Origin of the sequence: Faecalispora jeddahensis, assembly GCF_000577335.1 — a bacterium.
GTDB classification, from domain to species: Bacteria; Bacillota; Clostridia; order Oscillospirales; family Acutalibacteraceae; genus Faecalispora; species Faecalispora jeddahensis.
On sequence record NZ_CBYL010000001.1, the window covers coordinates 12584 to 35587 of the forward strand.

Annotated in this window: 21 protein-coding genes; 1 reads left to right on the forward strand and 20 read right to left on the reverse strand. The window is 55.9% G+C overall.

The genetic code is table 11. The features are described from left to right. Positions 1-64: 64 nt before the first annotated feature. Together TY09_RS00065 and TY09_RS00070 are read right to left on the reverse strand one after the other, a co-directional pair. Complete coding sequence (locus tag TY09_RS00065) at positions 65-1138, reverse strand: TRAP transporter substrate-binding protein (protein WP_042429798.1); 1074 nt, start codon at positions 1136-1138, stop codon at positions 65-67. Positions 1139-1224: 86 nt separating this feature from the next. Continuing rightward, positions 1225-2256, reverse strand: coding sequence for a zinc-dependent alcohol dehydrogenase (locus TY09_RS00070; protein ID WP_207739139.1), 1032 nt, complete (start codon positions 2254-2256; stop codon positions 1225-1227). Positions 2257-2588: 332 nt separating this feature from the next. Here TY09_RS00070 and TY09_RS00075 point away from each other — a divergent pair, with 332 nt between their 5' ends. Next, complete coding sequence (locus tag TY09_RS00075) at positions 2589-3332, forward strand: GntR family transcriptional regulator (protein WP_042429804.1); 744 nt, start codon at positions 2589-2591, stop codon at positions 3330-3332. A 334-nt stretch (positions 3333-3666) separates the two neighbouring features. On the opposite strand, the gene TY09_RS00080 is transcribed toward TY09_RS00075, so the two are convergent. The 18 genes from TY09_RS00080 to TY09_RS00165 form a co-directional block, all read right to left on the reverse strand. After that, on the reverse strand, positions 3667-5634 hold the full coding sequence (locus tag TY09_RS00080) for an FAD-binding protein (protein WP_042429807.1): 1968 nt from the start codon (positions 5632-5634) through the stop codon (positions 3667-3669). 65 nt (positions 5635-5699) lie between these two features. After that, positions 5700-6467 (reverse strand): 3-ketoacyl-ACP reductase, encoded by a 768-nt coding sequence (locus TY09_RS00085; RefSeq protein WP_042429810.1) that lies wholly within the window; start codon positions 6465-6467, stop codon positions 5700-5702. A gap of 36 nt (positions 6468-6503) precedes the next feature. After that, positions 6504-7532 (reverse strand): zinc-dependent alcohol dehydrogenase, encoded by a 1029-nt coding sequence (locus TY09_RS00090; protein WP_042429813.1) that lies wholly within the window; start codon positions 7530-7532, stop codon positions 6504-6506. 15 nt (positions 7533-7547) lie between these two features. Further along, positions 7548-8924 carry an oxidoreductase gene (locus TY09_RS00095; RefSeq protein ID WP_042429816.1) on the reverse strand — a complete coding sequence of 459 codons (1377 nt, stop codon included), beginning with the start codon at positions 8922-8924 and terminating at the stop codon, positions 7548-7550. 103 nt (positions 8925-9027) lie between these two features. Beyond that, complete coding sequence (locus tag TY09_RS00100; protein ID WP_042429819.1) at positions 9028-9876, reverse strand: sugar phosphate isomerase/epimerase family protein; 849 nt, start codon at positions 9874-9876, stop codon at positions 9028-9030. 13 nt (positions 9877-9889) lie between these two features. After that, positions 9890-10897: a LacI family DNA-binding transcriptional regulator gene (locus TY09_RS00105; protein ID WP_009060166.1), complete on the reverse strand. Its 1008-nt coding sequence runs from the start codon at positions 10895-10897 to the stop codon at positions 9890-9892. Positions 10898-10965: 68 nt separating this feature from the next. Continuing rightward, positions 10966-12627 (reverse strand): dihydroxy-acid dehydratase, encoded by a 1662-nt coding sequence (ilvD, locus tag TY09_RS00110; RefSeq protein ID WP_042429822.1) that lies wholly within the window; start codon positions 12625-12627, stop codon positions 10966-10968. Positions 12628-12667: 40 nt separating this feature from the next. Then, positions 12668-13366: an ABC transporter ATP-binding protein gene (locus tag TY09_RS00115; RefSeq protein ID WP_042430108.1), complete on the reverse strand. Its 699-nt coding sequence runs from the start codon at positions 13364-13366 to the stop codon at positions 12668-12670. A gap of 9 nt (positions 13367-13375) precedes the next feature. Continuing rightward, positions 13376-14140: an ABC transporter ATP-binding protein gene (locus TY09_RS00120; protein ID WP_042429825.1), complete on the reverse strand. Its 765-nt coding sequence runs from the start codon at positions 14138-14140 to the stop codon at positions 13376-13378. Next, positions 14127-15017: a branched-chain amino acid ABC transporter permease gene (locus tag TY09_RS00125; protein WP_042429827.1), complete on the reverse strand. Its 891-nt coding sequence runs from the start codon at positions 15015-15017 to the stop codon at positions 14127-14129. The genes TY09_RS00120 and TY09_RS00125 overlap by 14 nt, the downstream gene beginning before the upstream one ends. A gap of 13 nt (positions 15018-15030) precedes the next feature. Next, positions 15031-15903 (reverse strand): branched-chain amino acid ABC transporter permease, encoded by an 873-nt coding sequence (locus TY09_RS00130; protein WP_042429830.1) that lies wholly within the window; start codon positions 15901-15903, stop codon positions 15031-15033. Positions 15904-15978: 75 nt separating this feature from the next. Further along, on the reverse strand, positions 15979-17148 hold the full coding sequence (locus TY09_RS00135) for an ABC transporter substrate-binding protein (protein WP_042429832.1): 1170 nt from the start codon (positions 17146-17148) through the stop codon (positions 15979-15981). 167 nt (positions 17149-17315) lie between these two features. Further along, on the reverse strand, positions 17316-17675 hold the full coding sequence (locus TY09_RS00140) for a hypothetical protein (RefSeq protein WP_042429834.1): 360 nt from the start codon (positions 17673-17675) through the stop codon (positions 17316-17318). Between the two features lie 38 nt (positions 17676-17713). Next, a complete protein-coding gene (locus tag TY09_RS00145; protein ID WP_042429836.1) occupies positions 17714-18370 on the reverse strand; it encodes a pentapeptide repeat-containing protein in 657 nt (218 codons plus the stop codon). 134 nt (positions 18371-18504) lie between these two features. Further along, positions 18505-19530, reverse strand: coding sequence for a rod shape-determining protein (mreB, locus tag TY09_RS00150; protein ID WP_042429838.1), 1026 nt, complete (start codon positions 19528-19530; stop codon positions 18505-18507). A gap of 98 nt (positions 19531-19628) precedes the next feature. Then, on the reverse strand, positions 19629-20321 hold the full coding sequence (locus TY09_RS00155) for a ComF family protein (RefSeq protein WP_042429840.1): 693 nt from the start codon (positions 20319-20321) through the stop codon (positions 19629-19631). Then, complete coding sequence (gene recD2 / locus TY09_RS00160) at positions 20311-22527, reverse strand: SF1B family DNA helicase RecD2 (protein ID WP_042429843.1); 2217 nt, start codon at positions 22525-22527, stop codon at positions 20311-20313. Before recD2 ends, TY09_RS00155 begins: the two co-directional genes overlap by 11 nt. Before the next feature lie 49 nt (positions 22528-22576). Then, the gene (locus tag TY09_RS00165) at positions 22577-22930 is read right to left on the reverse strand and encodes a glycosyltransferase family 2 protein (protein ID WP_009060403.1); all 354 of its coding nucleotides are present in this window, start codon (positions 22928-22930) and stop codon (positions 22577-22579) included. Positions 22931-23004 lie beyond the last annotated feature (74 nt).

The window sequence follows — 23004 nt, forward strand, 5'->3', positions numbered from 1 at the left end:
CCCCCTCCTCTTTGATACACAAGACCGTACCCCGATGAAAGGGCACGGTCTTGCTCAGATGAAATTACTGAACCGCTTTGATTTTCTCGGTCAGATCTTTTGCCCAGTCATTTTCAGCAAGAAGCTTGTCGATGGTGGGCTGGATTTTCTCGATGATTTTCGCCCGGTCTTCGTCGGAGCAGGCAGTTACGGTCACGCCGGCGTCTATCAGAGTCTGGCGATCTTTATCAACGGAGGCAATGTAGTCTTCCCACGCCTGAGCAGCGGTGGCCTTGGCCGCGTCGCGGATGATCTGGCGCTGATTCTCGGACATTTCCTCAAGCTTATCCGTATTCGCAACGATCTCGAGGGTGGCAACAATATGGTTGGTTTCATACAGGTATTTCTGAACTTCCTGGAAGTTCTGGGCAAGCACTGTCACCATGCCGTTGTCCTGTCCGTCTACGGTGCCGGTTTCCAGCGCGGTGAACAGCTCGCCGAGCGGGATGACCGTCGCGGAAGCCCCAAGGTTCTGGGTGATACCGACGTGAATCGGGTTGTTGGGCATACGGAATTTTTGACCCACAAAGTCTTCAACGCTCGTCAGCTTCTTGTTTGATGTAAAGGTACGCGCAGAGTTGGGGCCCCAGCCGAGCAGCTCGACCTCAGGGAATTTTTCATGGAACTTTGTGCTTACTTCGTCTGCGATCGGACCCGTCCAGACCTTTTTCGCGTGATCAAGGTCACGATACAGGAACGGCCAGTCGGAAATCAGCATCATCGGGAACTCCTGGTTCATCGGAGTGCCGACCACCGTAAAGTCTACGGAACCGTCGCGGACAGACTGCCAGAGAGCGGCTTCGTCGCCCAGCAGACCGTCATGGTAGACATCCACCTTAATCTTGCCGCCGGACTTTTCTTCGATCTGTTTCTTAAAGACGTTGTCAAGAGCTGCCGCCATGGGGTGTGTGGCTCCCCAGTTGTCGCCGATTTTCAGGCTGAACTCTTTTTCCTCGGCGTTGCCGCCCGTACTTGCAGTGCTTCCGGTGCTGCCGCTGCACGCCGTCGCAACAGAAGCGATCATCGCGACCGCCAGGATACTTGAAAACAACCTCTTCACCGTCGGTTTTCCTCCCGAATTCTCAAAAAACTTTTTCATTCTTGAACTCCTCCTGTTTTTTCTCACATTCTATCTTTAGCGGCTCCGAAATTTCCCCGCCGCTAAATTCCTGTTCTGAAAAAAGCCTATTCCTGCTCCCCAAACACGATGACCATCTTCTTCATGTCCTTCACCGGGTGCAGCATATTCTCAAATACCTGATCCACCTGATCGAAGGGGATGTAATGGCTGACCATGCCGTCGAGCTGGAATTTCCCCTGTGCAAAGTTCTGGATGGTGGGCTCGAACTGACCGCTGGACATTCTGGTGCCTATGATGGAAAGCTCCCGCGCGTTGATCATCGCCTGCGTGATCCCTTCCGGCTCTGTGCAGAAGCCCAGAGGGACAATGGTCGCCCCATTTGTGGGAATACCCTGTTCCAGCACCGCGGTGAGCGAGCCCGGATAGCACGCGGAATCGAAAATCACATCGACCCCGGCTCCATTTGTAAACTCCTGTACGCATTCCTTCAGATTCTGTATCTTCGTATTGACAACAGAATCGGCGCCGTATTCTTTCGCACGCTCCAAAGAGCTTTCATTGATATCGGCACAAATCACCCGGCAGCCCTTCTGTTTTAGGGTCTGCAGAATCACCGCGCCGATGGTTCCGCTGCCCAGCACCAGCACCGATTCGCCGCCCTGAATCCCAGCCCGCTTGGTGCAGTGGCCGCCGATGGCAAAGGGCTCGATCAGTGCCGCCTCACGATATGTAATTCCCTTGGGCAAAATATAAACCTCGTGCTCCGGCACTGCAAGGTATTCTCTCCAGCCGCCGTCGATCGCGGCGCCGCGCGCCTTTACCGTTCGGCAGATGTTCCTTCGTCCGCTCAGGCACTGCGGGCAGTGACCGCAGGCAACCACCAGATCGACCACCACGGCATCGCCGGGCTGAACGGAGGTTACGTCTTTGCCTACCTCTACCACCACACCGGCATTCTCATGACCGGGAATGCGGGGATATACCGCATTGGGGTTTTCTCCTAAAAACAAATGAAAATCGGAACCGCACACGCCGGCCGCTTTCATTTGAATCAACACTTCTCCGTCACCGGGTTTCGGCACAGGAGCCTGTCGTACTTCAAACTGCCGGGGCCCGGTAATGACTACTTCTTTCAAGATTGTGACCACCCTTCAAAATGCACATTTCCATCTGATATATACTATGTTAAATATTACGTTAATATATTAACCTAATATAACTGTCTGCCATGTTAAATATAGCATAGTAAAACGCATCAGTCTATGAGTATATTCTACAAAATGCCAGTCAACCGTTTATGAATTTGGTCAAAAAGTCATTTTTTAACATAGATATAGCGCGAAGCCGCACAATATTTTTTATTTCCTCTTGTATTACAGTCAGTATTGCACTACAATATATTAGATCAATATGTTAGAGATTATTTCTTCCTATTCCGTCGTCCACTTTCATTTTAGGAGGGGCATTTGTGACCAATCAGAAGCAACCCAAGGACTCTCAGACAGCGGGAGAAAATGTATATCAGTACCTTCGCAGCAGCATCATTGGGCTGCAGGTGAAACCCGGCCAGACCATCAACATCAACGAATTGAGTGACTTTTTAAAGGTGAGCCGCTCCCCCATCCGTGACGCTCTGATTCAGCTGGCAAAGGACGGTCTGGTGACGACCACGCCGCAAAAGGGCACGATCGTTTCTAAAATCGACATCCAGCGAGTGAGAGACGAACGTTTTATGCGGTCCTGCATCGAAGAAAGGGTTCTGGGGGAGTTTTTAGAAAGCTACCAGGAATCTGACATTAAAGCTTTAAAGGATCTGCTGCGGCAGCAGAAGAAGGCGCTGGAAAACAAGGATGCCCGCGATTTTCTGCGTACGGACGACGCTTTTCACACGGTTTTCTTTCAGGCGACCAACCACCCGTTCTGTCTGGAAAACGTTCTGAACATGTCGAGCCATTATTACCGGATCCGTTTGCTGTCCCTTTCGGAGTCGGACATCCGTCAGCAAACCTATGAGCAGCACGAAGAAATCCTGCGGCTGATCCAGGAGAGGGACGTTTCAAAAATCCGAACGCTGATTGATCTTCACATTGTGGATAAGCAGGATGAAGAAACCCGCATGAAGCGCAAATACCCGGAGCTGTTCACCGCGATTGAGGAATCCGACCAGCTCAAGGGCAAAATCTGGGAAGAAGATTTTCTGATGACAGTATAACACAAAGCCTTCACGAAACAGGCGAAAAGGGACGTTTCTCCCCCTCCAACGGTGAGGGGGAAACCGAAACCTTGTTTCTGCTGTTCAGTGAAAAATCAGTATAAAAAGCCGAAAGCCTCCATGCGCGCGTTACACATGGAGACTTTCGGCTTTTCTCTTGCTTTTCCACAGGAAGCCTATTTGGATGTACGGTGGAGCGTACACCCGGCAAAGTCATATTCAAGGGGATGAATCAAACGCAGTTCCAAAGCGGGAGGGTGGGCCCGCTTTGGGCTGCACAAATGCACCGGCCGCGCGAGGCAGCGGCTTATTCCAAACTGGGTGCGAAATTTACTTATTCATCAATGTTTCCGTTTTCGCGGTAGGAACGCCAGACGTTTTCAAAAAAGTCGTCGTCCTCCGGAATCGGGCGTACGGGTCGCCAGCTGATCTTGCAGGCGCCGTTTTGATAAACGGCCTCCTGAATCACGCCGCCCCCCGCTCCGTTATCGAGCCGGAAGGTAAAGGTATCCGGCAGAACGGCATATGGTTTTTCTCCGTCCGGGTCAGTGTACAGGGCGCTTCCCCTGCTTTTGCCGCCCCGCTCGAGATAATCGCGCATGGCGGAAAGATACACCTGCTGGCAGATCAGAACATCGCGCAGGCGAAAGAGCTTGGAAAGCTCCGCGGGGGAAGCAACGGAAACCAGGCCGGAAAATTCGGAAAGCTCCCGGCGCGTTTCTTCTAAGGCGGCGTCAATTCCTTCACCGCTGCGAATGGCTGCGCCAAAGCGGCTCATCCGCACGGCGGCGGTGTCCCACAGCTGCTGCACGGGCGTACCGGCAGTATTGTGCACTGCTTCGTCCGCAAGGGCGTTCATCTGCCCGGCGGCTTCCAGAGCGCAAGCCAAAAACGCCTGCTCCCCCTCCGGCTCGCCGGTTCTGCGGGCCGCGATATACTCGGCCGCGCGGGATGAACCCACCTGACCGGCATTCAGCGCGCTGCCGCCCGGACGGTACACGCCATGGCTGGCGCTGACCTCTCCGGCGGCAAAAAAGCCCTCCAGATTCGTGTGCCACCATGCGTTGATCGCAAGACCGCCGTTATTGTGCTGGGCACAAAGGGCGATCTCCAGCGGCTCCTTCGCAAGGTCTACGCCGCGTCCGCGGTAAAACTCCACCGCGGGGGTGTTCATATGCAGCAGGCGATCATACGGCGTGCCGAAGCAGGCGCCCGCTTTTTCCATATAGTCGCGTGCTTCCGCTCCCAGAGCGGAGAAATCCAGCTCGCCGCCGCCCGGATTCGAGCGGAAATCAAGGAACACCTTGCGGCCCTTGCAGCTTTCCAGATAGACGAGAATATCGATGATCGAGCTTCCGTTCTTCACCTTGCGCACATCAAACGGCCACTGATAGCCTTTCAGGAACACCTTGGTGAGCATGTCGCCCGGATCGGTAAAGAAGTCAAATAAGAATTCGCGCTCATCCGAGCCGTCGGGATTTGTGGAGAGAAACCGCGGCATGACCTGCATATAAGTGCCCGACACATTCCAGCGGGGCCGGGTGGAGGCAAGGCCATACTGCCATTCCGTCAGGTTTTTGCCGCGCACGCCGGCCTCGAACGCAATGCCCGTCGCGCCGAAATGGCCAAAGGGATACACGCTGTCCGCATAAATGCCCGCGGGGCCGCCGGTGGCGTAAATCACATTCTTGCAGCGGAACACCACAAAGCGGCTGTCCGCATCCTCTGGCGCGGAGGTGTCGAGGCAGAGCAGGCCATATACCCTGCTGCGGTCAGAGAGAATCCGGATGACCTGCATGCGGTCAAAAATCGGAATCTGCTTTTCATTGACCGATTTCTCCAGCGCCTCCGTCATTCTCTTGGAGGTGTACGGGCCGACGCTGGTCGCCCTGCGGCGAGGATCGTGGTCTGTTTTGTAGCCTACATATTCCCCATATCGATTTTTCGGGAACGGAACGCCCAGCTCCGCAAGGCGCAGGAAGCCCTGCGCGGACAGCGCCGCCTCGCACAATGCGATGTCGCCGTCCACACACTCGCCGGAGAAGAGCGTTTCCGCCATTTCCCGCACACTGTCCGGGTCCCCGCCGGAGAGCGTGAGCTTATAATAGGTTTGTTTGTCTGAACCGGTATTTCTGGAGGTGCCCGCCTTAACGTGCTCGGTCACAATGGCAACGTCGTGCTGCCCCAGCATCCAGAGGCGGTCGGCGGCATTAAAGCCGGCCGCTCCGGAACCCACAACCACGGTGTTCACCGTGATCTGCCGGTAAGTCCCCTGCGGGGTTTGCAATGAAGATGTGTTCATGGCCGCCTCCCTGTATTTTTTTATCGTTCTCTCCCCTGCCGCAGGCAGGGGAGAGAACATTCTTTTTACAGCCGTTTGATGTGGAATCCGCCGTCGATGTCGATATAATTCCCGGTGGTATACAGGAACTCGTCGCCGCAGAACACGCCGACAGCGTTGGCGACGTCTTCCGGGGTCCCCCAGCGGGCGATCGGGAAAATCCCCTGCTCGATGAGCGACTCATACTTTTCCTGCACGCTGGAGGTCATGTCGGTGAAAATCACGCCTGGGCGCACCTCATTCACCAGAATGCCCTCGGCGGCCAGACGGTCCGCGTACAGGGTGGTCAGCATCGATACACCCGCTTTGGAAACGCAGTATTCCCCACGATTGGTGGAAGATACCTCAGCCGAGCAGGACGAAACGTTCACGATGGTTCCGCGCTTTTTGCCCTCGATCGGCTGGCGGAGCATCTGCTTTGCCACGGCCTGGGTGAGGAACATGTTGCCCTTGGTATTGACGCCCACCACGAAATCGAAGCTTTCTTCGCTCATTTCGAGCAGATCAGCGCGCACCTTGGGAGCCACGCCCGCATTATTGACGAGCACATGGATTCCGCCGAAGCGATCCACCGCCTCCTGCACAAGTCTCTGGCGATCCTCCGAAGAACCGAGGTTGCCCTGAACATAATGATATTCGATTCCTTCAGCGGAAAGCTGATCGAGCCTTTCCTGATTCGCCTCTTTGGGAGTGGTCGCGAATATCACAACGGAAAAGCCGTCCAGCCCAAGCCGGCGGGCAATCGCAAAACCGATTCCCCGGCTTCCTCCAGTCACAATTGCGGTCTTTTTCATACTGTTCTCTCCTGTTCTAATTTGATCAGACGCCGGTTACGGCTCCAGCAGCACCTTTACGCTGCCGGCACTTCTGTCGAGGCAGGTTTCCAGCGCCTTCTGCAAATCATCCAGCGGGAACACATGGGTCACCAGTTTTTCCAGATTCAGCTCGCGGGAAAGCTCGATGGCCACGGGGAAATCCCAGCAATAGCCCTGCGCTCCCTGCACCCGGATTTCACGGGAGACAAAAAGATCCGCCGGGATATTGATTTTCGGGTTTTCAAAAATACCCACGATCGTTGCAAGGCCGTTCTGACGGATGGACGAAATGGCCTGCACGAAGGTCGCTTCAAGGCCGACGCACTCAAAGCTCTTATCCACACCCTTGCCGCCGGTCAGGCGGTGAAGGGCATCTTCCAGCGGCTCTTTGCCGGAATTGACCGCCGCCGTTGCGCCGAGCTCCAGCGCCAGCTTGAGGCGGGCGTCGGAATGGTCGGCGATAATGACCTGAGAAGCGCCGCTCTTGCGGCATACTGCTGCGATCAGAAGACCGATCGCGCCCGCGCCGATGACCAGCACAGTTTCGCCCAGCCTGATGTCTGCCCGGCGAACGGCATGCGTCGCAACGGAAAGCGGCTCGATCAGCGCGCCCGCGTGGTAGCTCAGATCATCCGGCAGGCGGAACACATGCTCGGCCTGTGCCATCACATAATCCGCCATCGCGCCGTCGCCCTTGCGGTAAGAGAAGCTGATGTTCTCGCAGTACCCGTAATTGCCGTGGCGGCAGGCTTCGCACGTGCCGCAGACGATGCAGGGCTCGAGCGTGACCCGGTCGCCCTCGGAAAGCCCGGTAACTCCGGGGCCTACCGCGACGATGTCGCCGGAAAATTCATGGCCGATCGTCACCGGCAGCGGAACTGCCGGGTGACGGCCTTTAAAAATATGCAGATCGCTGCCGCAGATCGCGCTGGATACCACGCGGATCAGCACCTGGCCCTCTGCGGGCTCGGAAAAAGTTCTCTGCATAAAATCTGTTTTCATCGGTTCGGCCACACGGCCGACTCTGCTGTTCCATTCTTTCAAGTGAGGTTCCCCCTTTTACTGAAAGCTGTGTTCGCGCTGCTGCGCTTCCTCTCTGGCCTCGCGGTACAGCGGGGCATACAGCTTGCTGTCTTTGATGACGCAGCCCGTGCGGCCGTGGTCGCGCATGATCTGCGTACACTTGGAACAGGTGATGCAGCACTGCTTCGGGTCCATCTCACCTTTGGTGAGAATATCGCGCGGGGCCTCGGGGTAAGCGAAGCTGGAACGGCCCAGACCCATAAAGCTGCAGCTGTGATCCGCGATGTTCGCGGCGCCTGCGTAGGGTGCATACTGGCGCAGCCAGGTGTAGCCGTTGCCGATGACAGGAACGTCTCCGGCGGCCTCCTGAATGCGGCGGGTAAAGTCAAACAGGCGGGAAACGCTCTCGAGCGGATGCTCATCCGGCACGGGAATGCCCATGCTGGACTGATCGAACGGGCGCGTCACCTGCGGATAAATATAGTACGGGTTGCCGGCGGAATTGCTCAGAAGGTCTACGCTCTCTTCCACCAGCATCTTCACGAGCATCATCGGTTCGGTGGGGTCAAACTTCCACACGTCGTCCTGATCCACGCCGAAACCGTAGGGATAGGGATGCGCATCGAACACGTTGAACCGACAGGCGATCAGGAAATCGTCGCCCACGGCCTCGCGCACAGCGCGGATGGTCTGGCGCAGGAAGCGCGTTCTGTTTTCAAAGCTGCCGCCGTATTTTCCCTCTCTGGTGTGGGAGGCCAGCAGCTCGCTGAGCAGATACCGATGACAGCTCTTGATGTCTACGCCGTCAAAGCCGGCCTCTTTGGCCAGAAGCGCGGACTGCACATACTTTCCGGTGAGTGCGTCGAGGTATTCATCGGTGATAACGGGCGCGTCGGGATCAAGGCCCACGCGGGGGTCGAGCAGAGGATCATGCTGCGGCACGAGCGGAGCGCCCTTGTGGCCCTCCGGTCTGGAGTAACGGCCGGAATGCGTCAGCTGAACGATGTTCAGCGGCCGGTGATCCGCTCCGTTTGCAGCCGCGGCGGCCGCGTTGGTTCTTTTCAGCAGCTCGGCAAATTTGCCTACATTCTCTTTGGTGAGCATCATCTGCAGCGGGTTTGCACGGCCCTCCTGCACAACAGCGCAGGCCTCCCACCACAGCAGCCCGGCTCCACCCTCGGCAAAACGGGTATACCGGCGCTCTACCAGCTCGCTCGGCGAACCGTCCGGCTCAGAATCGCAGCCCTCCATAGGGAGCACTGCAATTGCGTTCGGCGAGGTTTTGCTGCCGACCTTCACCGGATGTGCGAGAGGAGACAAGTCCTCACTCAGATGAATATTCGCCCCTAGCTCGGCGATTTTCTCTTTCAACTCTTCGATCGACTGAAAATGAAACTTTTCATGCGAAGCCATTTGATCCATCCTTTCTTTCATTCTGTAAGCGAATGATTTTATGCAATCGTTTGCAATATTAGGTCGCACTGGCCCATTCAAAAATGAACCGGCGTACTATTTTTTAGATTGCTTGTTTTTCACGGAACGCGCCGATCAGGTAACGAAGCCCGGCCAGTGCCAGCGCATCGGGGGACTCCCCGAGCTGCACCCAGCCGCTGTCAAGCCCGCCGGGCTTGAAGGTTTCCATCGTGACGTGTCCCTGATAGCCGTGGCTGCGCAGCAGACCGAAAATCTGCTCCCACGGGAAAAATCCCTGCCCGGGTGCGCCGCGGTGATTGGCGCAGGCGTGAAAGTGAAACATTTTCCCGGCGGCCAGCACGCGCTCGACCGCGCCGCACAGATCCTCTTCTTCGATGCCTGCGTGGAAGGTATCGAAATGGATTCCAAGAAAATCGTCGTCCACATCGTTTACCATGCGCAGAGCCTGCTCCGCCGTATTGACCACACTGCTGCGGTAGCGGTTGAGCGGCTCGATCGCAAGGCGCACCCCGTATTCCCGCGCACGGGCACTAAGGGCGCGCAGTCCCTGCACCGCGAGCTCCCACTCGCGCTCGGCTTCGTCCGGCGGCAGCAGATGGCGCTTTCCGCCGCCCGCATACAGCGGGCCGGCGAACACATCGGCCCCGAGCTTTGCCCCGGTTTCAAGACATTTCGTCAGGTACTCCATCGTATTGGCCCGAACCTGCGGGTCAAAGTTCGAAAGATCACGCCCCGGCGACATCGCCGCACAGAGCGAAACGCGAAGGCCGGTTTTGCGGATTTCCTCGGCGAGAGGCTTCGAAAGCTCCGGCTGGGTCATCGGGATTTCCACAGCATCGAAGCCCATTTCGGCGATCTTCGTCGGCAGGCCCAGACAATCGGGGCCCAGCGCATTGGTCCAGTTCCAAAGATTAATGCCCAGTGGGTTCATTTGGTTCACCCTTTCATCGGGTCGATTTCCTGATCACAAGATCGGTATTCAGTATATCGACTGCAGGCTCCGGCAGGCCGCCGGTTTTATCCTTATATCGAATCTGGTTGATCAGCTTTGTGGCCGCAACGACGCCCATTTCGTACAGCGGCTGCGACACGGTGGAAAGCGGAGGCTCCACCAGCGCGGACAAGCCGACGTTATCGAAGCCCAGCACAGAAATATCCTGCGGGATGCGCACGCCCATATCGTGCAGCGCATGCAGGATCACGATCGCCTTGGGGTCACTCGTTGCAAAAATTGAGTCGGGCCAGGGCTGTACCGAAAGCATGTTCCGCGTCAGATAATAAAAGCTGTTGCTGCCGTTCGTTTCCCGCAGGATCAGCCGTTCATCCACGGGAAGCTGATTGTCGCGCAGAGCGGCCAGGTAGCCCTCCAGGCGGTCGCGGTACAGAATCACCTCTTCGCGCCCGAGCGCCAGCGCAATGCGGCTGTGCCCTGTGCGCACCAGATAGTTGACCGCGTCGTACGACGCCTTGTAGTTGTCGACGATCACCGCGTCCAGATGCTCCTCTTTCGCGCACCGGTTGACCAGCACCAGAGGAAAGCCCTCGTCGCGCAGAGCGCGGATGTGGTCGGAGCCGGGCAGCATGGAGCAGACGATAAAGCCGTCGATCCAGCGCTTTTTCAGCTTATTGATATAGGATTTTTCCACCTCGACATCCTCGTCGGTATTGCAGAGAACCACCGTAAAACCGTTTTTACGGGCGGTGTCCTCCACACCGCGGGTAATGTCTGGGAAAATCAGGTTCTGAATGCTGGGGACCATCAGCGCAATGGTATTGCTGCGCCCCATTTTCAGCCCTTTTGCAAGCACGTTCGGGCTGTAATCCATTTTCTTCACGGCCTCCAGCACGCGCTGGCGGGTTTGCTCATTCACATAGCTCTTGCCGCTGAGCACTCTGGAAACAGTGCTGGCCGAAACCCCGGCCACCGCTGCGACATCCTTGATGTTGGTCAAAGTCAATCACCTCAAATGAATCATAGCATTCTTTCCCTGCACCTGCAACCGTTTTCAGATCGATATGCTCATTTCTTCCAGTAAACCGTGGCTCCCTTATGTGCGGAGGTACAGTTTCTGCGGTACAGATCCAGCCAGCCGATCGCGGGTTTCTCCACCGGCTTCCACGATGCGCGGCGGCGGTCGAACTCTTCGTCGCTGACATCGATGGTGAGGGTGCGTCCCTCAATGTCGATATGGATGACATCCCCGTTTTCGATCAGGGCCAGATTGCCGCCCTCGTAGGCTTCGGGGCTGACATGACCGATGGCCAGACCGCCCGTTGCGCCGGAAAAGCGTCCGTCGGAAACAAGCGCGATCTCTTTGCCCATTCCCTTGCCCAAAACGGCAGCCATGAAGGTTTCCATATGGGGCATTCCGGGGCTTCCCTTCGGGCCTTCGTAGCGGATGACCACCACGTCGCCCGGTACGATCTCATCGCGGAGAATCGCGTTCCACGCGTCGTCCTGCGAATCGTAGCACTTGGCGGGGCCGCTGAATTTCCACGCCTCGGGGTCTACGGCGCTGAATTTGACGATGGCGCTCTCGCTGCCGATGTTGCCGTGCAGCACCGCAAGGCCGCCCTGCTCGTGAATCGGCTCTTCGACCCGACGGATCACATCCGTGTTGCTGTTATGCGCAAGCTCGGCCTTTTCGCCGATGGTGCCGAACATGCCGCCGCATTTCGTGTTGATCTTGCCGGCCTTCGCCAGCTCCTTCACAACGGCGCCCAGGCCGCCTGCCGCAGAGAATTCCTCCATGGTATAGGTCGGGTGATTCGGGTAAATCGCGCTGATGACCGGAACCTCGCGGCTGATGCGGTCAAAGGTTTCGGGCGAAATCTCGCAGCCGATCTGGCGCGCGATCGCCGGGATATGCAGCAGGCTGTTGGTGGAGCCGCCGGTCGCCATCATGTAGCGAACCGCGTTCTCAAAGCTTTCCTGCGTGATAAAGCTCTGCGGACGGATGTTGTCGCGGACAGCCTGCACCAATCTGTGTGCCGCGCTGCGGGCCATTTCGTGCCACTCGGGCGTCTGGCTGCGCACGCTGGCGTTGCCGTGCGGAGACAGGCCCAGAATTTCGGCCAGAGCGCACATGGTGTTCGCAGTTCCCATAAACGGGCAGGCGCCCGGGGTGGGACACGCGTTGCGGACGACCATCTTGTAATGATCGCGGTCGATGTCACCCGCAATGTAAGCGGCGTAAGCCTGTTTGGTGTGTGTGAGGGTCAGCATTTTGCCTTCCTCGGTATGTCCGGCCGCCATAAAACCGCCGGTGAGCATCACGGTGGGGATATTCACCCGCAGAGCGCCCATGATCATGCCGGGCACCACCTTGTCGCAGGTGGACATAATGACCATGCCCTCGAGCATGTTCAGCTCGGCGACCATTTCCACCTCGCTCGAAACCAGGTCGCGCGCGGGCAGCGTGTAGCGGTCGCCGGGGGTGTTGGAACAGATGCCGTCGCAGATGCCGGTAACGGGAAGCTCCAGCGCAAGGCCGCCGGCCTTGTAGATCTCTTCCTTCATTTCCGCAACGACATCCTTAAACGGAAAATGTCCGGGGTTCATTTCATTCCAGGAATTGACCAGTCCGATCACAGGGCGCTTTGCGTCCTCCTCCGAAACTCCCATCGCATACAGCAGTGCGTTGCGGTGGTCCAGAGATTCTTCATTCCATTCACGGATCATGATTGTTCGCCTCTCAATCTATGTTTCCAAAGTACCTTCATCAGCCGCCCAGATACGCCTTGCGCACGGTGTCGCTGTGCAGCAGCTCGTCGCCGGTGCCGCTGATATTGATCATGCCGTTTTCCAGAACATACGCCTTGTCGCAGATGGAAAGCGCCTTGCGGGCGTTCTGCTCTACCAGCAGCACGGTAATTCCGGAATCGCGGATTTTTTTAATCAGATCATACACCTGATTGACGATCAGAGGAGCCAGACCAAGGCTGGGTTCATCCAGCAGGATGATCTTGGGCCGGGCCATCAGCCCGCGGCTGATCGCAAGCATCTGCTGCTCGCCGCCGGACAGGGTTCCGGCAAACTGATCCTGACGTTCTCTCAGGATGGGGAACTGGCAGTACTGCTCCTGCAGATCGTTCTCCAGATCCTTGCCTTTAAACAGGTACCCGCCAACCAGCAGGTTGTCGCGGATGGTAAGGCCGGAGAAGGTTTTGCGGCCTTCCGGCACATGCACGATCCCTCTGGCCACAATCTTGTGCGGCTGGCTCGGCAGGGCTTCTCCTAAAAAGCGAACCTTGCCGCCCTGCGGTTTTTTCAGGCCGGAGATCGTACGCAGCAGCGTTGTCTTTCCCGCGCCGTTCGAGCCGATGATGCTGACGATTTCGCCCTCGTTGGCCTCGACGCTGACATGCTTTAATGCCTTTACGTGGCCGTAGTCCACGCTCAGATCCGTTACTTCCAGCATTGCCATTGCTTACTCCTCCTTTCCCAGATAGGCTTCGATTACTTCGGGGTTCTGGCGCACCTCATCCGGCGTGCCGACGGCAATGGTCTTGCCGAAATTCTGCACATGGATTTTGTGAGAGATGCTCATGACCAGCTCCAGACGATGCTCAATCAGCAGAATCGCAAAGCCGATGTCTACCGACAGGCGCTGGATCAAATCGGTCAGCTCCGAAACCTCTGTGGGGTTCAGGCCCGCTGCGGGCTCGTCGAGCAGAAGCACCTTGGGGTGGCAGGTGAGTGCGCGTGCGATTTCCACACGGCGCTGCTTGCCGTAAGCCAGGTTTTCCGGACGTTCATTTTTATAATCGGCCATGCCGACCAGCTCGAGATACTGCTCGCAAATCTCGCGGCCGCGCTTTTCTTCTGAAAGGCGCTTCGGCGTAGGGAGCAGTCCTCCCACAATGCCGTACTTCGACTGCGGGTCGAACGCGCACAATACGTTTTCGAGCACCGTCAGGCCCTTAAACAGGCGGATATTCTGGAACGTGCGCCCCATGCCCTCGCGGGTGATGAGATACTGCTCCATTTTGGTGATGTCTTTGCCTTTGAGGGTAACTGAACCCTCGTCCGCCGTATACACACCGGAGATAACGTTGAAAATGGTGGTTTTACCGGCTCCGTTCGGGCCGATGATTCCGTGAATCTCGCCCGCTTCCGCTTCCAGAGAAAAATCCTGAATCGCTTTGAGTCCGCCGAAGGACTTACTGATGTTTTTTACCTCAAGCAGCGCCATCCGTCTTTTCCTCCTTCCGGGATCTTTTTGCCAGCTTCTCTCCCAGCGCTTTCAGGTTGCGGGGCGAAAGCTCCCACTCTCCAAAAATACCGGAGGGCTTAAAGTTGATGATGAGCAGAACCAAAATTGCGTAAATGATACTGCGGTACTGGTCGAGCGAACGAAGCACCTCGGGCAGACCGCTGAGGATGAACGCACCCACAACAGAACCCGTCAGGCTGTTGACGCCGCCGAAGAACACCATGATGACCCAGTCCGCGCTCTTTTTCCAGCCGAAAATGGTCGGGTCCACATAAGTAATGAAGAACGCATACAGACAGCCGCTGAATGCCGTAACCGCCACGCTGAGCAGGAACGCGTTCATCTTGATTTTCGGCACATTGATGCCCATGGCCTTGGCGGCCAGCTCATCGCCGCGCACCGCAATACACTGGCGGCCGTATTTGCTGGTCTTGAACCAGCTGACAATCGCGATTGCCGCAATGGCCGAAACCAGAGCGAGCAGGAAGGTTGTTTTTCTGGGAATTCCGATAAAACCGGAGGCGCCGCCGGTCAGCTTAGTCGCTCTGTTGAGCAGGGCGGTGATCGCTTCACCGAAGCCGAGCGTAACGAGCGAAATATAGTCGCGGCGCAGACGAACCGTCGGAAAGCCTACCAGGTAGCCGATCACCACTGCGATCAGCACCGCCAGAATACAGGCCAGCCAGAACGGAAAGCCGCATTTTACCACCAGAATACCCGAGGCATAGGAGCCAACCGCCATAAAGGCCGCCTGCCCCAGGCTGAACATACCGGTCAGGCCGGTGAGTACATAAACACCGCAGACCGCAACGACCGTAATCAAAATCTGAGTCAGAATCGAAAGATATAAAGTCATGCCGGCCCCCCCCTTATGCCTTTTCCTGAATATTCGAGCCTGCAATGCCGCTGGGGCGTACCAGCAGGAATACCAGCATGAGCAGGAATGTAAATACCGGCGTATATCCGGAGCCCACAAGGCTGATGAGGATGGTTTCCATAAAGCCGAGCAGAACCGCGCCGATGATTGCGCCGGTCAAAGAGCCGAGGCCGCCGATGACCGATGCGATAAAGCCTTTGACAACAAGGCTGCCGAGCGTGGGATACAGCGTGTAGTTGATGCCGAGGAACACGCCCGCCAGGCCGGCCAGCGCACCCGAAACGATGAAGGTGAACTGAATGGTGCGGGTCACGTTGATGCCCATCAGGCTTGCGGTATCCCGGTCAAAGCTGACGCTGCGAAGGCCGCGTCCCTGACGGGTCTTCTGTAGAATATAAGCAAGTATCAACAGCGTGATCACACTGCAAAAAAACATCAGCAGGTCCGATGTGGAGATGACCACGCCCCCGAACTTAATGGTCGAATTTTGAAAAAACTGCGGGTAGTTGTAAAAGTTTGCTCCAACCTTTACCGTTATGATCCCCTCAAACATGGTTCCCAGTGTAATAGAGGATACGAAAAAGTAAACGGGAGAAGAGTTGTTTAAGGTGATGCGCCGAAACGCAACGAATTCTCCCGCCAGCGCAACCAGGGCGCCGGTCACGACTGCCACCAATATGGTGGGAACCAGCCCCAGCCCGCTTTGCGCTGCGACGAAATACCCGGAAAAAGCGCTCAGGGTCATTAATGCACCGTGCGAAAAGTTTGAAAACTTCAGCACATTGAAAATCAAAGAAAATCCGGTGGCGATCAGGGCATAAACAGAGCCGGTCGCCAGTCCGTTGACAATGATCTGCAGTGACACGGGATGTCCTCCTTTCATATGGGGATTCCTTCAGAGCGAAGGAATCCCCATCCTAATGAATAGCCTATTCGGTAATCAGGCAGCGAATTTCTGCAGGAATTTCGGAGTCGTTCCCTCATAGGTGAACATGAACATCTCCATGCTCTTTGTCATATGAGTCTTGGGATCGATCGAGATATTGCCGGTCATGCCAGCATAATCGGTGATGTTCTCCAAAGCAGTGCGGATCTTCGCAGGATCGCTGGTGCCGTTTTCTTTCAGAACCTTTGCAGCGATATTGACGATATCGTAGCCGAGGAAGAACTTGTTGGTTGCTTCAACGCCGGTCTTTTCCTTTACCGTCTTGATCATGTCCTGCAGAGCCTGAGTGGTGTCGTCGATGTTATTGATGTAGTACACACCGTCGCAGCTGGTGCCCATCATGGTGTTGAAGGGCGGGCAGGCGTCGAGGCCGCAGATCAAAGCGCCTTCATAGCCGAGCGCACGGGCCGCTGTGGTGATGTTAACCAGGTCTTTGGTGTAGTTGGGAACAAAGATCGCATCCACATTTGCTTTTACGATCGGGGAAAGCAGGGTTTTGAAGTCTGTGTCGTTCGCATTGTAGGCTACCTGCAGATTCTTCGGAATCGTGCCGCCGGCGCCTTCAACGGTCTGAACGAACGGAGCCAGAAGAGAGGTGGAGTAAGAGTTGCTCTCGTTGTAAATTGCGCCGAAGGACTTAAAGCCGTTTTCGATCGCATACTTTGCCATAATGGCGCCCTGCTGATCCGCATTGGGCTGGAAGGTAAACATGTTCTTATAGGGGGTGCCGTCCTGCTTGAGCTGGGCGTTCTTATCCATCGCCAAGCCCATCACCGGCACATCATACTGCTCACTGATCTCTTTGATCGCCAGCGCGATGTTCGCAACAGGCGGGCCAACAATAACGCTTACCTTGTCAACGGTAACAGCCTTGGTGAAGGCGTTTACAGCTTCGGTAACGTCACCCTTGGTGTCGTAGCTGTTCATTTTGATCTTCTTGCCGTCAATGCCGCCATTTTCATTGATTTCGTCAACAGCCCATTGAGCGCCGGCCTGAACCATCTGGCCCAGAGAAGAAGTCGGCCCTGTGACGTCCTGGAGACAGCCAATCAAGATCTCTCCTCCCTGATTCGATGAGGACCCGGAAGAGGTAGACGGGCTGCTGCAAGCCGTCGCGCTCAGTCCCATAGCAATTGCCATGAGAAATGCGAGTACTTTTTTCATTTCGATTTCCTCCTTAAATTTATGTACTGTCCTGCGGGTGCAGGCAATAACCACTCTGAAAACGTTTTTACACTGGTGCCGCATCCATAAAAATAGAATAATTAGTGATAATCTTTAAATAAAACGATGAATTTTAAGTGTATATTACCATTTGTGTTCACATCTTGTCAATCTTGAAATCGTTTTTTCCCCGTTTTATATAAATATAGATATGAAAAGGTTTGCAGAATACCGATTGCTTTGAATAGTTCACTAATTTTATTTATGATTTCTGTGCTTTCTGCTGTGTATTTCATATGAAAACCTTTGCAGAAAATCCCTTTTTCCGTTCGCTTACCGTCAAAACAGGCGTATTTTATCATAAGCCACAGCCTTTCTCCCTCTTCCATTTTTTCCCGAGAAACAGAAATCATACGCTTTTTCATATGAGAAAGCTTTTTGAACATTACAGAAAGAAAACCGCCCGCCATTTGCCGAGCCAGCCCGTGAAAGCAAAGCAAAAAAAGAGAGTGTTCCGTGCAAAGCACAGAACACCCTCTTTTTTCTATCGAAGGACAAATAAAATTCAGCCCCGGTCCACCAGAATCCCCCAGAGGCCGATGAGATCCGCCGCCTGAAACGGGGTAATCACCACGCCCTTCAGCTCTTCCGCCGTGGATGAGACAATCGGCCCGGCCAGCTCATCCGTCGTCAAATTCACACCGGCCAAAAGCGTTCGGAAAAAATTATTTTTGATCAGCCTGGATTCCGTAACCGAAAAGTTTTTCAGCTTCGCTTCGGACAAAGAGCCCTCCGTAAAATCCACGCGGTGAAACCGCACGTCCGTGATCCTTGTCTGATCAAAGCTGGAATAAGAAAGCAGCGTCTGCTCAAAAACAGTTTGCCGCAGCACCGAATCGTTCCAATTCGCGCCGACGCATTTGCAGTCGCTCCATCGGCAGCGCTCAAAGAAAGCGCCGCTGAAATCGCTGTTTGAAAAATCGCAGGACTGAAAAACAACATCGGTAAACGAGGCGTTCTCAAAGCTGCAATTGCGAAACGCACTGTTTTCCATGATGCTGGCCCGCAGATCCAAACCGGAAAAATCGCCGCCATCAGCCCGTACTCCACCGCACCGAACGGCGGTGAGCGGCGTTTCCTCCTCCAGATAGCGCAAAATGGCAGTGGCAAAATCCTCTATGTACAAAAGCTCCTTTGCCAGCTTTGGTTCCGCTATTTCCATACGCCTTCCCTCTTCCTTTTGTTTTTAAAAAACTGATTGGCAATATACAAGCCGCTGTATCTGACAAAATCACGGTACAGAAAAATACCGGCTCGTATCAAAACGACACCGGTATTGCGCTTTCATTTCCTGTTTTAGTAGGCTGCGTTCAAAGGATTCAGCACACCGTAATTTTTGTTTTCCATATCATCAATAAACGAAATCGCTTTGCCGGCCCCCACTGCCACGCAGTTTTCGGGGGTTTCCGGCACAAAGACCTTCATCTTCGTTTTCTTGCTGATCAGCGTGTCAAAGCCGTAAAGCAGCGCGGAACCGCCGGTAAGGATGATACCGTCGGTATCGATGTCGCCCATCAGCTCGGGCGGCGTTTTCTCCAGAACCTCCTGCGCGGTGCGGATGATCTGCATCGCCGGCTCGAGGAGCGCTTCCAGTACTTCGTCGCAGCTGATGTCTGCCCACTGGGGGAGCCCGGTGAGCATATTGCGTCCTTTTACGCGGTGCGTGACGATCTCTTTGCGCGGGTACACGCAGCCGATCGCCATTTTGGCTTCCTCTGCCATGCGGGTGCCAATCAGCAGATTGTACTTGCGGCGCACCATCTTGATGATCGCTTCATCAAAGGCGTCGCCCGCCATTTTAATGGACCGGGCAATCGCGACGCCGCTGAGCGAAATCACGCCCATGTCCGTGGTGCCGCCGCCGATGTCGATCACAAAGCAGCCGTGGGGAATGGAAATATCGACCCCGGCCCCCATCGCTGCCGCGACGGGCTCTTCGATCAGGCAGATCTTGCGCACGCCCGACGCGCTGATCGCGTCGACCACCGCACGCTTTTCCACCTCTGTAATGCCGCAGGGGACGCTGACGACTACCCGGGGCATTACCACCTTGCTGCCGTTGATCTTCTTTAAATAATGCTGAATCACGTACTGAGCCAGCGCAAAATCAGAAATAACGCCGTTGCACAACGGATGCACCACCGCGATCTTCGAAGAGGTGCGCCCCACCATGGCGTAGGCCTCATGCCCGATTGCTACGATGTTATCTGTGTCCTGCTCATATGCCACAACGGATGGTTCATTCAGGATAATTCCCTTGCCATCCAAATATATTTTTACCGACGATGTTCCGAGATCAATTGCAATGTCTGTTCCAAGCACCGCTCAGGTCACCTGCCTTTATCGCATTTCTGCCGCGGGCTGATTTGCCCGCATACGGCAGATTTAATATATTATTATAGAACATTTTGCCCCTTTTTTCAACAGGAAATGGATTCCGGTTGTGTGGGGACGCGGCACGCCGCAGCACAAAGCACCTCTTTTGCACCGGCGGCGTACAGCACCGCGGCACATTCGCCAAGCGTGGCGCCCGTTGTGAGAATGTCATCCACCAGCAGAATGCGTTGGTTTTCCACCTGATGAGCGCCCGGAAGAATCCGGTACACGCCGCGCACATTCTGACGGCGGTCTTTTTTGTGCAGCCGGTGCTGCTCCTGGTTTTCCACATGCTTTTCCAGCACGGTGAAATATGGAAGCCCGGCCAGTGCGGCCAGCTCCCGGGCAATCAGCTCCGACTGGTTATAGCCGCGCTGGTGCAGCCTTTCCCGCGACAGCGGCACACTGACGACGAAATCCGCACGGGTGAGAAACGAGCTCTGCTGCAGCTGCGAAAAGATTCTTTGCGCGAAAAAATGTGCATGCTTTGGCATGTTGTGAAATTTAAAATCCAGCATCGCCTTTCGCAGCGGGCCGTCGTATTGATCGGGAGCAATGCAAACAAGAGTCTTCCCGGTTTGCGGCTCGATCATGCGCGCGCTCCAGTGCTCAGACAAAAGCGATTTCTCACAGGCCTCGCAGCATTCACGCCCGGGCGGCACGATTTTCCGGCAAAACAGACAGCGCGGCGGATAAAAAAATTCTAATATGCCATTCCACAGGCTTTTACATTTCATGTACGCTTTCCTCCGACAGGAACCAGCCCATCCCCGAATAGCGCAGTGTCTTTCGATTATTATTGACCATGGCTTCGATCACCTGTTCCATGCCCACCAGAATCAAAAGCGATTTTGCGCGGGTGATGGCCGTGTAGAGCAGGTTGCGGTAATTCAGCTGCGACGGCCCGGTATACAGCGGGATGACCACCGCCTGAAATTCGTTGCCCTGGCTCTTGTGGACCGTCATGGCGTACGCCAGATCAAGCTCTGACGCGCTTTCGAGCGGATATAGCACATAGCGGTCGTCCATCTGCACTGTGAGCGTACCGCCGCGCTTATCGATTTCGAGCAGGATGCCGACGTCGCCGTTGTACACGCCCTCGCCGGTGCTTCCGTCCGGACGCTGCCAGGTCAGGTTATAATCGTTGCGTACCTGCATCACCTTGTCGCCCGTGCGCAGGACGGCGCGGTTTACGTTGATCTCGCGTTTCTGCGGTCCGGGAGGATTCAGCGCCTCCTGCAGACGGCGGTTCATTTCTTCCGTCCCCACAGCGCCGCGCTTGCCGGGGCAGAGCACCTGAATATCCACCGTGGGGTCGTAACCGTAGGTGCGGGGCAAACGTTCCGTATACAGCCCCACAACCGTATCTGCGATGCGGTCGGCCTGACGCATCGGGAGAAAGAAAAAGTCCCCGGTGCGGTCATGCAGCTCCGGCAGTTCGCCCGCCACCACGCGGTGCGCGTTGCGAACGATCAGGCTGTTCATCGCCTGGCGGAATACCTCCTGCAGCTGCACGACAGGAAATTTGCCGCAGCGGATCAGATCGCCCAGCACGTTGCCCGCGCCGACGGACGGAAGCTGATCGCAGTCGCCCACCAGAATCAGCCGGCAGCCGAGCGGGAGCGCGTGCAGCACGCTTTCGAACAGCTGAACGTCCACCATCGAAAGCTCGTCCAGCACCAGCGCATCGCAATCCAGCAGATTTTTTTCGTTGCGCGCAAAGGTGGGCGCATCGCGGTCGTTCCACTCCACCTGAAGCATCCGGTGGATGGTTTTCGCCTCCTTGCCCGTCACCTCGGACATGCGCTTCGCCGCCCGACCGGTGGGCGCTGCGAGCAGCACCTTTTCGCCCTGCTCCTCCAGAATGGAAATGATGGCGTTGAGGGCCGTCGTTTTTCCGGTGCCGGGGCCGCCGGTCAAAATCAGCATGCCCTGCTCGAGCGCCTGCCGCACCGCCTGCTTCTGCCCCTCGGCATACTCAATGCCAAGGCGCTCCTCCACCGCCGCGATATGTCCGTCAACATTCCGCAGCGACTGCGCCGGATAACGAAGCAGCATCAGCAGCCGACCCGCACAATACGATTCGGACTGGTAATAGCGCGGCAGAAAGATAAATTCCCGCCCGCCGAGCAGTTGGGGGATCAGTACGTGCTCTTCCTTCAATTCTTCGAGGACGGAGAAAAGCATCTCCGGCTCCACTCCAAGCATGCGCGCGGCGGCGGGGATCAGCTTGTCCTTCGGCAGGCAGGTATGGCCGTTGTTCGTGTTGTGCCGCAGCACATAGTGGAGCCCCGCGCGCAGGCGCGAAAAGTCGTCTTGATCCACGCTCGCGGATTCCGCAATGAGATCGGCGCGCCCAAAATCGATATCGACGCCGTCGGCGCACAGCAGAAACGGGTCGGTGCGGATCAGCTCTGCGGAGGATGGGCCGTACTGCTTCCAGACCCGCAGGGCTTCTTCCGGCGTGATCCCAAACCCGCCCAGATACAGCATGATTTCGCGGATGCCATAGATGCGCTGAAACTCCTGCGCGATTTTTTCCGCCTTAGCGCGGGTGAGACCCTTGATGCCGGCAAGGCGCTCCGGCTCCTGCTCCATCACCTCGAGCGTATGCTCGCCGAATGCCTCTACCAGACGCGTTGCTGTGGCGGGGCCGATTCCCTTAACCGCGCCGGAGGACAGGTACCGCAGGATGGCATCTGCTGTTTTGGGCGCAGAACGCTCGAATGCTTCCGCCTTAAACTGCTGGCCGAAGCTTGGGTGATGAATCCAAGTACCGATGACGCGCAGCTCTTCCCCGCAACCGACCCAGGGGAGGGTGCCGACCACTGTGATCAGCTCCTCCCCTGCTTTCAGCTCCAGGATTTTATACCCGTTATTCTCATTGCTAAAGACGATTTCTTCCACTGTGCCGGTCAGTTCCAGCAATTGTTTTTCCTGCATATTCTCATCCTCGGCTGTGTTTGCTGTTGATTTCAGTATACCTCTTTTTCTATGTATTTGCAAATTCCCCGTTCAGTGTTTCCGGCAGATCCGCCGCCATACATAGCCGGACGCTTGGGTTCGCGAGGGCAAATGTTTCGCAGATCGCCCTTGTTTCGCGATCCATCCCGCAGTCCACACAGATCAGCTCTCTGTGCCCGGTATGGCGCAGCCAGCGCAAACGCTCGAGCGCTCCGCGCAGCCGGTATTCCACCCTGTTATCGTTCCCTGAAACACACACCAAAACCGTGATTTTCTCTTCCCAGCCCGGACGGGTCAGCCAGAACAATACAAAACGGCACAGCTCCGTAAGGCCAACCACCGCAAAAAACGCCACCAGAATTCTGCCGATCATATCTTCCATTTGTAATCACCTCATTGCTATGATATGCGAAAAAGGAAAAAATGACAGTCGGCAGGCTGAGCCTGCACTCGCGT